General features: G+C 65.9%; 14 protein-coding genes. 2 read left to right on the forward strand and 12 right to left on the reverse strand.

The features are described from left to right. Nucleotides 1–37 precede the first annotated feature (37 nt). From rdgB to clpS, 6 genes are all read right to left on the reverse strand, one after another. Nucleotides 38–688 carry an RdgB/HAM1 family non-canonical purine NTP pyrophosphatase gene (gene rdgB, locus ACX80Z_RS00685; RefSeq protein ID WP_459314597.1) on the reverse strand — a complete coding sequence of 217 codons (651 nt, stop codon included), beginning with the start codon at nucleotides 686–688 and terminating at the stop codon, nucleotides 38–40. Beyond that, the gene (rph, locus tag ACX80Z_RS00690; protein ID WP_019481205.1) at nucleotides 681–1454 is read right to left on the reverse strand and encodes a ribonuclease PH; all 774 of its coding nucleotides are present in this window, start codon (nucleotides 1452–1454) and stop codon (nucleotides 681–683) included. Before rph ends, rdgB begins: the two co-directional genes overlap by 8 nt. A 92-nt stretch (nucleotides 1455–1546) precedes the next feature. After that, on the reverse strand, nucleotides 1547–2350 hold the full coding sequence (locus ACX80Z_RS00695) for an MBL fold metallo-hydrolase (protein ID WP_459304479.1): 804 nt from the start codon (nucleotides 2348–2350) through the stop codon (nucleotides 1547–1549). 2 nt (nucleotides 2351–2352) lie between these two features. Beyond that, nucleotides 2353–3282 (reverse strand): glutamate racemase, encoded by a 930-nt coding sequence (murI, locus tag ACX80Z_RS00700; RefSeq protein ID WP_019481203.1) that lies wholly within the window; start codon nucleotides 3280–3282, stop codon nucleotides 2353–2355. A gap of 97 nt (nucleotides 3283–3379) precedes the next feature. Then, nucleotides 3380–3940, reverse strand: coding sequence for a DUF2017 domain-containing protein (locus tag ACX80Z_RS00705; protein WP_116778636.1), 561 nt, complete (start codon nucleotides 3938–3940; stop codon nucleotides 3380–3382). Between the two features lie 37 nt (nucleotides 3941–3977). Continuing rightward, nucleotides 3978–4286: an ATP-dependent Clp protease adapter ClpS gene (gene clpS / locus ACX80Z_RS00710; RefSeq protein ID WP_019481201.1), complete on the reverse strand. Its 309-nt coding sequence runs from the start codon at nucleotides 4284–4286 to the stop codon at nucleotides 3978–3980. A 69-nt stretch (nucleotides 4287–4355) separates the two neighbouring features. Here clpS and ACX80Z_RS00715 point away from each other — a divergent pair, with 69 nt between their 5' ends. Both ACX80Z_RS00715 and ACX80Z_RS00720 read left to right on the forward strand, forming a co-directional pair. Next, the gene (locus ACX80Z_RS00715) at nucleotides 4356–5705 is read left to right on the forward strand and encodes a nicotinate phosphoribosyltransferase (protein ID WP_019481200.1); all 1350 of its coding nucleotides are present in this window, start codon (nucleotides 4356–4358) and stop codon (nucleotides 5703–5705) included. Beyond that, on the forward strand, nucleotides 5702–6325 hold the full coding sequence (locus ACX80Z_RS00720) for an isochorismatase family protein (RefSeq protein ID WP_459314600.1): 624 nt from the start codon (nucleotides 5702–5704) through the stop codon (nucleotides 6323–6325). The genes ACX80Z_RS00715 and ACX80Z_RS00720 overlap by 4 nt, the downstream gene beginning before the upstream one ends. A gap of 61 nt (nucleotides 6326–6386) precedes the next feature. Here ACX80Z_RS00720 and ACX80Z_RS00725 read toward each other — a convergent pair whose 3' ends face one another. The 6 genes from ACX80Z_RS00725 to ACX80Z_RS00750 all read right to left on the reverse strand — a co-directional run bounded on the left by ACX80Z_RS00725 (nucleotide 6387) and on the right by ACX80Z_RS00750 (nucleotide 13265). Continuing rightward, on the reverse strand, nucleotides 6387–8168 hold the full coding sequence (locus ACX80Z_RS00725; RefSeq protein WP_116778639.1) for a DEAD/DEAH box helicase: 1782 nt from the start codon (nucleotides 8166–8168) through the stop codon (nucleotides 6387–6389). A 14-nt stretch (nucleotides 8169–8182) separates the two neighbouring features. Further along, nucleotides 8183–9649, reverse strand: a complete 1467-nt coding sequence (locus tag ACX80Z_RS00730; RefSeq protein WP_459314601.1) for an MFS transporter — start codon at nucleotides 9647–9649, stop codon at nucleotides 8183–8185. 83 nt (nucleotides 9650–9732) lie between these two features. After that, on the reverse strand, nucleotides 9733–10047 hold the full coding sequence (locus tag ACX80Z_RS00735; RefSeq protein ID WP_019481196.1) for a DUF3039 domain-containing protein: 315 nt from the start codon (nucleotides 10045–10047) through the stop codon (nucleotides 9733–9735). A 49-nt stretch (nucleotides 10048–10096) separates the two neighbouring features. After that, on the reverse strand, nucleotides 10097–10879 hold the full coding sequence (gene nagB, locus ACX80Z_RS00740) for a glucosamine-6-phosphate deaminase (protein WP_019481195.1): 783 nt from the start codon (nucleotides 10877–10879) through the stop codon (nucleotides 10097–10099). 20 nt (nucleotides 10880–10899) lie between these two features. Further along, nucleotides 10900–12471, reverse strand: a complete 1572-nt coding sequence (locus tag ACX80Z_RS00745; RefSeq protein ID WP_459314603.1) for a transporter — start codon at nucleotides 12469–12471, stop codon at nucleotides 10900–10902. Further along, a complete protein-coding gene (locus ACX80Z_RS00750; RefSeq protein ID WP_459314604.1) occupies nucleotides 12453–13265 on the reverse strand; it encodes an ABC transporter ATP-binding protein in 813 nt (270 codons plus the stop codon). The genes ACX80Z_RS00745 and ACX80Z_RS00750 overlap by 19 nt, the downstream gene beginning before the upstream one ends. Nucleotides 13266–13292: the final 27 nt, after the last annotated feature.

Below are 13292 nucleotides of genomic sequence, written 5' to 3' on the forward strand. Positions count from 1 at the left end.
CTACGAGCCTGGGCTTTGCCGGGAGCGGAGGCGGGATTCAGCGCAACGCTTCGATCAGGTGCGGCAGCAAAGCCTTGAAGGCTTTCGCGCGGTGGCTGATCGAATTCTTCTCCTCCGACGACAGCTCGGCACAACTCTCCTCACGGCCTGCCGGCTGCAGAATGGGGTCGTACCCAAATCCACCGGCTCCGCGGGGCTCGTCGAGGAGGGATCCCCTGAGCTCGCCCAGAGCCACCTGGGCGGTCCCATCCGGGAGGGCTACCGTGGCGGCGCAGACGAATGATGCGCCGCGCTGTGCCCCCGGTATGTCGGCGAGCTGTGCCAGGAGGAGCTGCAGGTTGGCTTCATCATCACCGTGGCGTCCTGCCCACCGTGCCGAAAAGATCCCCGGCGCACCGCCGAGCACGTCGACGGCGAGACCCGAGTCGTCGGCAACTGCCACCAGCCCGGTTGCCGCCGCCACCGCCCGCGCCTTGAGGAGGGAATTGGCTTCGAAGGTGGTGCCGCTTTCGACGACGTCGGGCGCGCCGGCTGTCGCAGCGTCAATAACCTGCGTATCAACGTCAAGACCAGGAACCTGGCCCCGCAGCAGTTCACGCAGTTCCCGGAGCTTGCCCGCGTTACGGGTGGCGAGCACCAGCCTGGGTGCTGCCACAGCCGGTCGACCGTTCCCGGTGTTCTCAGACACCGGCACCCTCACCAAGGATGTCGAGCTGGATCTGGGTCAGCTGGGAAGTGCCGAGCAGGGCCAGGTCAAGGAGTGCGTCGAGCTCGTCACGATCAAACGGTGCACCCTCGGCGGTGCCCTGGACCTCCACGAACTTGCCGCTGCCAGTGACCACCACGTTCATGTCCGTTTCCGCGCGGACGTCCTCGACGTAGGGCAGGTCAAGCATGGGCACGCCGTCGATGATTCCGACGCTGACCGCGGCGACCGTGTCGATGAGGGGCTGCGCCGACGCGGCGATGAGCTTGTTTTCCTTGGCGTAGCGGATTGCTTCGGCCAACGCCACGTAGGCGCCCGTGATCGCTGCAGTGCGGGTGCCGCCGTCGGCCTGGAGTACGTCACAGTCCAGCACAATGGTGGTCTCCCCCAGCGCCTTCGTGTCAATGATGGAGCGCAAAGACCGCCCGATCAGACGGGAAATCTCGTGGGTGCGGCCCCCAATTTTGCCCTTGACCGATTCGCGGTCCGATCGGGTATTGGTGGCGCGGGGAAGCATGGCGTACTCTGCCGTGACCCAGCCCTTGCCCTCGCCCTTGAGCCAGCGGGGTACGCCCTGGGTCAGTGATGCGGTGCAGAGGACACGGGTGTTGCCGAACTCGATGAGTGCCGACCCTTCGGCCTGGTTGGACCAGCCGCGGGTGATGCTGATGGGTCGGAGCTGGTCCGGGGTGCGGCCGTCCGCCCGGAGGATGGCAGCGATGGGCGAGGAAGTGTCTGCTGGAGTCATGGGCTTAAGTCTACGGGCCGGCGGAAAAGTGGCCGAGCCGCAAGACCGCTGTTGGGCAACCACTCGTGTGCGGGGGCGGTACTTTTTTGGCGTCAGATCTCGTAGGAAACGCCAGCAACCGCGACGGCGAGATCCCCACGGTAGCTGGTCCTGGCCTCCTCGATGGTCCTGTTGGCGTCATTCCACACCGGGATGTGGGTGAGCAGCAACCGGTCCGACGACGCCGCTGCCGCCACCTGCCCGGCCCGCCGGCCGGTAAGGTGGACGCCCTCAATCGCGTCGTCACGGCCCTCGTGGAACGCCGCCTCGCACAGGAAAACATTGGACCCGGCGGCGGCCTCGATCAGGCCGTCGCAGGCATCCGTATCGCCGGAGTAGGTCAACACCCGGGGCGGGTCGCCGGGATTGTCTCCCGCGACCTCGACGCGCAGGGCATACGCCTCCTCGACCGGGTGCAGCACCGGGTACGGCGTGACGGTGAAGGGCCCCAGGGTGACGGCGGCGCGGGATTTCCAGATCTGGAAGTCGAAGTCCTCATGCATACCGGGGTCGAGGTCCAGCCCGTAGGCGGTCGCCATCCGGTCGGCGGTACCCGCGGGGCCCCACACCGGGATCCGCGGCCGGTGCCAGCCGTTGGGATCCCAGTGCACCGCAACGTGCAGACCGCAGAGATCCATGCAGTGGTCGGGGTGCAGATGGCTGAGGAACACTGCATCAATATCGCGCAGGTCCATGTAACGCTGCAGCGCGCCCAGGGCGCCGTTGCCGAGATCGAGGAGGATCCGCCAGGTCCGGGTGCTGTCACCGTCGGGCACCGTCGCGGTCACCAGGTAGCACGACGCCGGCGATTGGGGGCCAGGAAACGACCCGCTACAGCCCACGATGGTCAGCTTCATGGCTAGGAGTTCCCCCTCGCATCGGCGCGCGCAGTGGCGATCATTTCCGGGGTGATCCTGGCCATACTTCCGGTGGGATACTGGGCGGCCACATGGTCGACGTGTTCTACGCTGAGGACCTCGGGTCCCAGGAACCGGCGGGCCAGCTCACCGAACCGCTGGGCGTCACCGGTGGCGACGAAGTGGTGCCTGGGCTGAGCCTCCCCCACCCGCTCCAGGTCGTGGGAGATCAACGCACGATAGACATCCTTCGCGGTTTCCTCGGCGCTTGAGACGAGTGTGACCGCATCCCCCATCACATAGGAGATCGCCCCGGTCAGCAGGGGGTAATGAGTGCACCCCAAGACCAGCGTGTCCACTCCCGCCTCCTTCAGCGGCTGCAGGTACCGCTGGGCGGTCGAGAGGAGTTCAGGACCCGAGGTGATCCCAGCCTCGACAAATTCGACGAACTCGGGACAGGCGGCTGAGGTGATGGACAGGTGCGGAGCGGCGGCGAAGGTGTCCTCGTAGGCGCGGGAGCCCACCGTGGCTGAGGTGCCGATCACCCCGATCCTCCCGCTCCGGGTTGCAGCGACGGCCCGCCGGACCGCTGGCTGGATCACCTCGATCACCGGGATGCCGTAGCGGGCGGTGTAGCGTTCGCGGGCGTCACGGAGCACGGCCGCTGACGCGGAGTTGCAGGCAATAACCAGGAGTTTGACGCCTGAATCCACCAGCTCATCCATTACGCCCAACGCGTGGGCGCGAACCTTGGCAATGGGCAATGGGCCGTAGGGGCCGTGAGCGGTGTCGCCGACGTAGAGAATCGACTCGCGCGGGAGCTGATCAATCACGGCGCGCGCAACTGTCAGCCCACCGACGCCCGAATCGAAAATGCCGATCGGGGCCTCGGTTCGCTTCACTGCTGAAAAATCGCCCGGGACGGAGGTCATAACCTACCGACCATAAGACCTGTCACCGGGATTAGACGAACCCGACGCCAGTGGAATTAGTCACAGCCTTCGACCACAGCTGCGCGGCAGGCCTCGTTCACTTGTCTTTCAGCCCAAACAGGGCCTGGACCAGTGACTCCTGAAGCCAGCTCGCAAAGTTGTACACCAGCGCCAGGTAGGTCTCGACGTCGTCGGCGTCGGCGACGTCGTCAATGTTGTGAAGGCGGGCCGCGTCCTCGTCGGTTTCGATTTTCAGCCGGTCCGCGAGGACCAGCCGGACGTCGTTGAGCGCCCGGGCCATCAGCCGGGCCTGCTCGGCGGTGAGGGTCAGCGGGCTGGACTCCAGCAGCAGGGCACTGCCGCGCAGGGTGCCGATCTTGTCCTCGCGGAGGGACCGTTCGGTCAGCCGGCGGAATTCCAGCGCCTCGCCGTCGTCGTTCCGGACCGCATCCGGCAGCAACCTCCTCACGGCGCTGTCTGAGGGGGTGACCGCGGTGCTATCCACGCCGACCATGGCGGCGAGCGGATCGGCATTGGCTGGCTCGGCGGGCTCCAGCAGTTCGATGATGTCCTCGAACAGCTTGCGCAGCAGCTGCCGCTCCCCCGAATCCAGGGTGCCGATGATCCCACGACGGGTTGCCTTGAATGCCTTGGCCAAGAATTCTCCTTAACGCACAGTTACTGGGTAGCTCGCCTCAGGGGGCGTCGGACTTCTGGAACGTCGCCCAGAGTCCGTAGGAATGCATGGCCAGCGTGTCCCGCTCGGCCTCTTCCCGGCTGCCACCGGCGACCACCGACTTACCCGCCTCGTGGACTTCCATCATGAGCTTGTTCGCCTTGGCTTCGCTGTACCCGAAATAGGTCTGGAACACGTAGCTGACATAACTCATGAGATTGACCGGATCATTCCAGACGATCACTACCCACGGGATATCACTGGCGGTCAGCTGGTCGGTGTCCGTTTCCTCGAGCCGTTCGGTGTCCGGAGCGGTGCCAACAGTCATAGCACCATTGTAGAACGCAGGTCGGGTGACAGGATTCCGGTTGTGTCGGCGCCCAAACGGGTTAGAGTCGTGACTGTGAGCCCCACCAACTCCGCCCCGGTCGTCAGCACCCGGGCCAGCACCGCCCTGTATACGGACCACTACGAGCTGACCATGCTTCAGGCCGCCCTGCATTCCGGGGCTGCGCACCGGAAATCGGTTTTCGAAGCTTTCGCACGGCGCCTCCCGGAGGGCCGACGCTATGGGGTGGTGGCCGGAACGGGACGCCTGCTGGAGAGCCTCGAAAACTTTCGCTTCGGCACTGAACAGCTGGACCACCTGTCAGCGGCCGGAGTGGTGGACACCCTCACTCTTGACTGGCTGGCCGACTTCCGCTTCGGCGGGAACGTCTGGGGTTATGCCGAGGGCGAGGCGTACTTCCCGCACTCCCCCATCCTGATCGTTGAGGGAACCTTCGCCGAGGCCTGCATCCTGGAAACCCTGGTGCTCTCCATCCTCAACCACGACTGTGCGATTGCCTCGGCCGCGTCACGGATGACCGGGGCGGCCGGCAGCCGTCCCTGCATCGAGATGGGGTCGCGCCGCACCCAGGAGGAGGCTGCGGTGGCCGCCGCGCGGGCCGCGATCATTGGGGGTTTCGCCAGCACCTCCAACCTAGAGGCCGGTCGGAGGTACGGCGTGAAGACCGTCGGCACCGCAGCCCACTCCTTCACCCTGCTGCACGACACGGAGCGGGATGCCTTCGCCGCCCAGGTCGCCACGCTGGGCGCCGGAACATCGCTGCTGGTGGACACGTACGACGTCGAACGCGGCGTCCGGACCGCCGTCGAGGTGGCTGGACCGGAGCTGGGTGCGGTGCGGCTGGATTCGGGCGACCTCGTGGCCCAGGCCCGCTGGGTCCGTCAGCTGCTCGATGACCTGGGCAACCACAACACCCGGATTGTGGTCACCTCGGATCTCGACGAGTTTGCGATTGGCTCCCTCGCCTCCGCTCCCGTGGATTCCTACGGCGTCGGCACCTCACTGGTCACCGGTTCGGGCGCCCCGACCGCGGGCCTGGTCTACAAACTGGTGAGCCGGACCGATGACGACGGCGAATTCGTTTCAGTAGCGAAGTCAGCACTGAACAAGGCCTCGCGCGGCGGGCGCAAATACGCACTCCGCCGCCTCAACGACGCGGGCATCGCCACAACCGAGGTGGTGGGAATTGGCCGCTCGCCTCACGACGACGGAAACGACCGGCCGCTGCTGCAGCAATTTGTCAGCGACGGCGACATCCTGCCCGGCTGGACCGGGGCCGATGCGGTGCGCCGCGCCGTCGAACACCACCGGTCGTCCATGACCGAACTGCCGGGCTCGGTCATGCGACTGCAGCGCGGAGAACCCGCCATCCCCACCGAATACGAGGAGGAACCATGACCCGCGCCCTGATCATTGTCGACGTCCAGAACGATTTCTGTGAAGGTGGGTCGCTAGCCGTCGACGGCGGCGCCGACCTCGCCTCCCTGCTCAGCGACTTCATCGACGAGCAGGGCGGGGAGTTCGATCACATTGTCGCCACCCAGGACTGGCACATCGACCCTGGAGCCCACTTTTCACAGACCCCTGACTTCCTCCACTCCTGGCCGGTCCACTGCGTCGCCGACAGCAAGGGATCACGGTTCCACCCGGACCTGGATACCGAGAATGTCGAAGCAGTCTTCCGGAAAGGCCAGTTCGAGGCGGCGTACTCGGGCTTTGAAGGCGTCCTCGCCCCCGAAGACGAGGTTCCCACCGGCGAGCAGAAGCTCGGCGCCCTGGCTGAGGGGTCGACAGAAGACCCGGTGACACTCGATGACTGGCTCCGTGAGCGGGAGGTCGATGAGGTGGCACTGGTTGGCCTTGCCACCGACTTCTGCGTCAAGGCAACCGCCCTGGACGCTGTAGCGGCTGGCTACACCACCTCGGTCCTGGTCCGCTACACCCGCGGGGTCCACCCCGACGGCGTCGAGACCACCCTCGAGGAACTCGAAGAAGCCGGCGTCGAACTGGTCGAGTAGGACCTGGCCTTCGCTGCCGCGCGCCCAGGTCCCTCACCCTTCGCGGTAGTGCACCGGGCGGCTATTTCCGGCCGATGAACCAGTCCTGCAACTTCTTCAGCCGCCGCTGGAGCTGATCCTCGTTGGCCTGTGCCACGGCCGGACCGCCGCAGGCCTTCCTCAGCTCGGTGTGCACCACACCGTGGGGCATGCCGGAGCGTGCCGACCAGGCTGATACGTTCTTGGCGAGCTCACCCCGTAGTTCTGTGAGTAGCCGGTGGTCAACGACCAGCGGCTCGGGGGCTGGCGCCACCGCGACGCCCTTGCGTCCCCGGCGGGTCTGTTGTTCCTGCTGGCGTTGGCGCAGCAGAACTCCCACCTGGTCAGCGTCGAGCAGCCCCGGAATGCCGAGGAAATCCTGTTCATCCTCGCTGCCCATTTCGCCGCCGGTACCGAACTCACCGCCGTCGAAAAGAACCCGGTCAAAGGACGCCTGGGATTCAAGCGCCTCAAACTTCTGCTTGGTCAGTTCGTCGGAGGCTTTCTCGGCACGGTTCGCCTCCTCCATCAACGCTTCCTCGGGGGCGAACCCGTCCTCGTCAGTCGCCGGACGGTCCAGGGCATGGTCACGCTCAAGTTCCAGCTGGTTGGCGAGGATCATCAGGTTCGGCACCGATGGCAGGAAGACCGAAGCGGTCTCTCCCCGGCGTCGGGCACGCACAAAGCGTCCCACCGCCTGGGCGAAAAACAGCGGCGTCGCTGTCGAGGTTGCGTAGACCCCGACGGCGAGCCTCGGTACGTCAACGCCTTCGGAGACCATCCGGACCGCTACCATCCAGCGCTGCTCGCCAGCCGAGTACTCCTCGATCTTCTCCGACGCCTTCGCATCATCCGAGAGAATCACTACCGGTGATTCGCCGGTGATCTTCTTGAGCAGGCCAGCATAGGCCCGGGCGTCGTCGTGGTCGGTGGCGATCACCATGCCGCCGGCGTCGGATACCGTCCGCCGCACCTCGGAGAGCCGCTTGTCGGCCGCGGCGAGGACCGCCGGGATCCACTCGCCGGTGGGGTTCAGCGCCGTCCGCCAGGCATGAGCGGTGATGTCCTTGGTGACTGACGCTTCGCCGAGCGAAGCCGCCATCTCCTCGCCGGCGCTGGTGCGCCACCGCATCTGGCCCGAGTAGGCCATGAAAATGACAGGCCGCACCACGTGGTCCCGCAGGGCCTCGCCGTAGCCGTAGGTGTAATCGGACTTGGAGCGTCGAATACCGTCGGCGTCGGCCGCGTACTCGACGAAAGGGATCGCCGCCGTGTCCGAACGGAACGGCGTCCCGGTGAGCGCCAGCCGCCTGGTCGCCGGTTCGAAGGCTTCACGAATACCGTCACCCCAGGACAGGGCATCGCCACCGTGATGAATCTCATCCAGGATGACGAGGGTCCTGGCGGCTTCGGTCTTGGCACGGTGCAGCATCGGCTTGCTGGCCACCTGGGCGTAGGTCACTGCCACGCCGATAAAACCCTGACCGTGACGGCCGTCAGCGTTCCGGAAGTTGGGGTCGATCGCCAGGCCAATCCGCGCCGCGGCGTCAGCCCACTGCCGCTTCAGGTGGTCAGTCGGCGCGACGATAGTGATCCGGTTGATGGTGCCGCGTTCCACGAGCTCGGTGGCAACCCGCAGCGCGAAAGTGGTTTTACCCGCGCCCGGGGTGGCCACGGCGAGGAAATCCTGCGGGCCGGTGGCAAAGTACTTGGCGAGCGCCTGCTCCTGCCACTGCCGGAGTTTCGGCGCCGTACCCCACGCCGCGCGTTCCGGGTAGGCCGGTGGCAGCGATGCACCTGTGGCAGGGGCAACGCCGAAGAGCATGTTATTACTCACGCTTAAGAAGAGACCTTTCCATGCCTGTCTGTGTCTGGGTGGGGACTAGCCGGCTCATCGGAGGATCCCAGCACCGCCCTCGAACCGGCAACTATACCGGCAACCGCGAAGAGGCACAGAGCCAGCCAGATCGCAACAAACACGCCCACCTGTCCCGGGTTCGACGGGTCACGTAACAGGGCGAAAAGCCCTCCCGCGATGGTGCTTCCGACCATCCCACCCATCTGGTCGCTGAGTTGCAGCGAGGAGGAGTTTTTCCCCCGCTCCTGTGCCGGTGAGAGCTTCAGGACCAGCACCGAGGTGCTCGACAGGGTCATTCCCATGGCAAAACCGGCAAGGGTCCACACCACCACCAGAACCCAGAAGGGCACCGTCGGAACCGAGACCAGTGCCAGTCCGCCGACGCTGGTCGACAGGATCGACGCCCCAAGGACCAGCAGCCACTGTCGGCGGAAGGTGACACGAGCCTGCACAAAGGCCCCCGCACTCCACCCCAGGGCGCCGGCGCTCAGGGTGAGGCCGGCGGTCGCCTCATTCATGCCACGCGAGGTCACCAGCATCAGGGGAAGGAACGCCTCGGCGCCGAAGAACGCGGCGGTGACCAGGCCGCGGGTGGCGATGATGCTCGGCAACCCTCGGGCGAGCCGCACTGTCCCCTTCGGCAGCAGGCGGGGGAAGGTCAGCGCTGCGACGGCGACGCCCCCGGCGGCGAGGAGCAGGAGCACTATTGACCCGGCGCTGTCCCCCAGGCCCTGCGCTGCGAGCCGGTTGATGGCGAATTGGGCGGCCAGCACGCCGCCGGCAAGGGCCATCCCGGTCAGGGACCGCCGTCGTCCGTCACCGCGGTTACCGGCACCTGGCTCGGGGGTTGTCAGTGACGCGGTTTTCGGCCAGACCATGACAAACGCTGCCAGGACAATCGGCACGACCCCCAGGAACACCCAGCGCCAGGTGAACTCCTCCGCCAGGTAGCCAGCCACGGCGGGTCCAATCAGGGACGGCAGCACCCAGGCCGCGGATAACCACCCGAAGATCACTGGCTGGCGATGCTGGGGGTAGGCTCCTCCGATGATGACGTAGACGGCCACCACCATGAAACCGCCCCCCAGCCCCGACACTGCCCGGCCCGCAGTAACCAGCCAGAATTCGCCCGCGGCACCTGAGACCAGCAGACCCGCGATCATCAGCGTCAGGCCGACGGCGAGCGCGGGGCGGGGACCTACCCTGTCGCACCAGGTACCGGCAATGACGGTGCCCAGCAACGACGCTGTCAGATACATCGAGAAAGCCAGCCCGTAGCCGGACACCCCACCGAGTTCCTCGACCACCGCAGGCATGGCAGTGGTGACCGCCATCGCCTCGAAAGCGGCGCAGGTGATGATGGAAATGATCCCGATGGTCAGGGGGCGCAGGCTGGCTGGCTCCCCGGTAGCGGGCTCTGCCGTGTTCGGGGCGGGGCGATCTGTCATGAATCCTTAGTCAACCTACGACTTGGTCAGCCCGCGACGAAGCGGCGGTGCCGCGCCGACACCTAGCTCGACCGCGCCGGCACCTATTTGTCCTTGTCGTCCTTACCCGGACGCATTCCGTTGTAAATGTCTTTGCACTCGGGGCAGACCGGAAACTTCTGGGGGTCACGGCCCGGTGTCCAGACCTTGCCGCACAGCGCGATCACCGGGTCCCCGGACAGCGCGGACTCCATGATCTTTTCCTTGCGCACGTAGTGCGCAAGGCGTTCGCGGTCGCCGGGTTCCAGTTCCTCGCGGAGCTCTTCGCGCTCCAGCGTCGCGGTGGACCCTGAGCGTTGGGGGTCGCTCCGCGGGTCGCTGCGGGGGTCATTGTCATAGGGATCTGCAGGCGTACTCATGGTTTCCATCCTATCGTTGCTCAGGTCGTCCAGCCTGTCGCGGGGTCGGCTAGATTCCCTGCCAGGCAGGCTTGTTCGCGTAAGTATGGCGATAGTAATCGGCTAGTTTCAACCCAGAAGCGGCGGCCTCATCGATGAGAACGGTGGTGTGGGGATGCATTTGCAGAACGGATGCCGCGCAGATGGCGGCTACCGGCCCCTCCACGAAGTCGTGGACCGCCCGGGCTTTCTGCGCCCCGGTGGCGATCAGCACCACGTGGCGCGCGTCCATGATGGTGCCCAACCCCTGGGTCACCACGTGGTGCGGCACCTCGTCAATGCTGTCGAAGAAGCGGGCGTTGTCCTTGCGGGTCTGATCGATCAGGCTCTTGATCCGCGTCCGTGATGCCAGGGAACTGCCCGGTTCGTTGAAGCCGATATGCCCGTCCGTACCTACCCCGAGTAGTTGAAGATCGACTCCCCCGGCCTCCCGGATAGCCTGCTCAAAGGCGGCGCACGCGGCGGGAATGTCGTCTGCGGCACCGTCGGGGCCATGGACGTTGTCCGGGTGAATGTCGATCCGGTTCGTGAACTCCCGCCGAATCACCTCCCGGTAGGACTCCGGGTGGCCAACAGGTAGCCCCACATATTCGTCCAGGGCGAAGCCGTGGACGTCGGCGAAGCTCAACGAACCAGTGTGGTGCCGGCGGGCGAGCTCGTCATACACCCCGAGCGGGGAGGAACCAGTGGCGAGGCCCAGCACCGCGTTCGGCTTGCGTCGGACCAGGTCCTCGATCGCGTCGGCTGCCACAGCTGCAATGGCCGCTTGATCAGGGAGGATTACTACTTCCATCAGCTGTCCTATCGTCTGAGCTATTTGTTGACGGCCACTGCCTGCAGCAGTTCGGGGGCCCTCCGGTCGTACCACTGTCCGCCCAGCTTCACGCCGCCCATCAGCAGCGCGGCACCCAGGACGCAACCAACTACCAGCGTAAGCCAACCGAAGACGCTGTTGCCGGTGACAAAGTAGGCGATGGCGAGTCCGAGTTCCGGCAGCACCAGCGCGGTGAGGACCAGCCAGCCAATAATCTGGACTGCGAACATGGAGAATCCGGTTCCCGGCGGTGTTTTCAGCGGGCTCTCGCCCGGGAGCGGCACGTTGTAGGTGTACCGGGCGGAGACCACGCTGGAGAACCCGATCCCGGTCAGCAGGACACCCACCGACAGGCCCAGCATCACCGGCAACTGCTCAAGGCTGCCGGAAATCCACAGCGGACCCACGGTGAAGACCAGCACCGCGGGGGCAGCGATCACAGCTACCGCCAAGGCGCGGCCCGCCCGGTCTGCCCACCCGCTCACCCCGGTGGAAAGGTGCAGCCAGAACGCCGTGTTGTCATAGGAAATGTCGGCCGAAATGGACCAGGCGAGGAGGAACGCGATGATCGGGCCCACGAAATTCAGCATCGTGAAGTCCCCGGACTGGTAGGCGAAAAACAGCATGAGAAGCGGGACCAGCGGGACAATCACGATGGACCCGAGGTAACGGGGATCCCGCGCCCAGTAGGTCAAGGCGCGGGCGGCAACTGCCCCGGTGGGAGTCGCCGGAAACCGGCTGAAGAAGCCCAGGTTGCCTGCCGCTTTTCGGGTCACCGCGTTGTGGGCAGGCGTCACCAACGCCCGGGCCAGGCTGAGCTGCCAGAGCCAGGCCAGCAGGGCGAGGGTAGCGACGCCGAAGGCGAACCGCAGCGCGGCGGTGAGGTAGGCGCCGTCGGCCACGTCCGCCGGAACCGCCCAGAAGACACCCAGCGGCGTCCACCCCAGGATGGCCGCCAGCTCGCCGGCAAATCCGACCGACTGTTCAAACCCGGCCGCTATCCCGGCGATGACGGGCCCCAGCAGGATGATCGGCACCAGCACCACCATGGAGCTGACATCCTTGAACGTGCGCGACGAGGTCAGCGACATGACTGCCGTGGCCGCCAACCGTGAGGCCACGACACACAACAGGGTGGCCAGAATAGCGCACACCACCGCCACCACTGCTGCGGCAGGGTAGAGCCGCCAGGTACCAACCTGACCGAGCGCGGCAAGTAAGGTGATGATCCCCGGGATGCCGATGACCGCGCCCAGCGCGAGCCCGGCGATCAGTTGCGGCATCGGCACGGCGAAGGTAACGAACCGTGCCGGGTCGAGGGTCATATCGATGCCCGAAGAGACCATCGGCACCACAATCCAGCCGAGGACGACTGCTGACCCGGCAATCACCACTACGTTGCGAATAATCTCCGGTTCAGCGGTGCCAAAGGCAAACAGCGCCAGGATCAGCAGGCCCAGCATTCCCAGACCGTACAGGCCGCCCAGGATCACGCCGATCAGTGCCCAGGTGCTGCGTTTGAGGGAGTTCCGCAGGAGGGTGAGTTTGAGCCTTAGGAGGTGCGCAACCATGTGAGTCCCTCCGCGGTGTTGCGTCCGCCCACCAGTTCCACGAACCGGTCCTCGAGGCTGGAGTCCCCGCGCACTTCATCGACGGTGCCGGCGGCCAGGACTGTGCCGGCAGCGATCACCGCAACGTGGTCGCACATCCGCTGGACCAGGTCCATGACGTGGCTGGAGACGATGACTGAACCGCCGGAGCTGACATAGCTGTTCAGGATGTCGCGGATGTTGGCTGCCGATACCGGGTCCACCGATTCGAACGGCTCATCGAGGACCAGCAGGGACGGCGCGTGGATCAGCGCCGAGGCCAGGGCGATCTTTTTGGTCATGCCGGCCGAGTAATCGACCACCAGGGTGCCGGCGTCGTCAGTCAGGTCGAGCGCACGGAGCAGGTCCGCGACCCGCTCCGCCACCGTGTCGCGGTCCATACCGCGCAGCAGGCCCGCGTAGGTCACCAACTGTTCCCCGGTCAACCGGTCGAACAGCCGCACCCCGTCGGGGAGAATCCCCATCAGCTTCTTCGCCTCGAGCGGCCGAGCCCACACGTCCACGCCATGCACCCACACCTGGCCGTGGTCCGGGCGCAACAAACCCGTGGCCATCGACAGCGTCGTGGTCTTGCCAGCGCCGTTCGGGCCCACCAGTCCGTAAAACGAACCGGTGGGGACATCCAGGTCGACGCCGTTCACGGCGATCTTTTCGCCAAAACGTTTGGCGAGTCCCCGGATCACCAGCGCCGGGCTCTCCGGAAAAGCGGGACCGCCGGCAGGGCCCGGGGACAAAGGCATAGATGGTGTGCTCATCCCTCCACGCTAGCAACGTCAAGAGAG

Source organism: Arthrobacter sp. TMT4-20 (genome assembly GCF_054510775.1).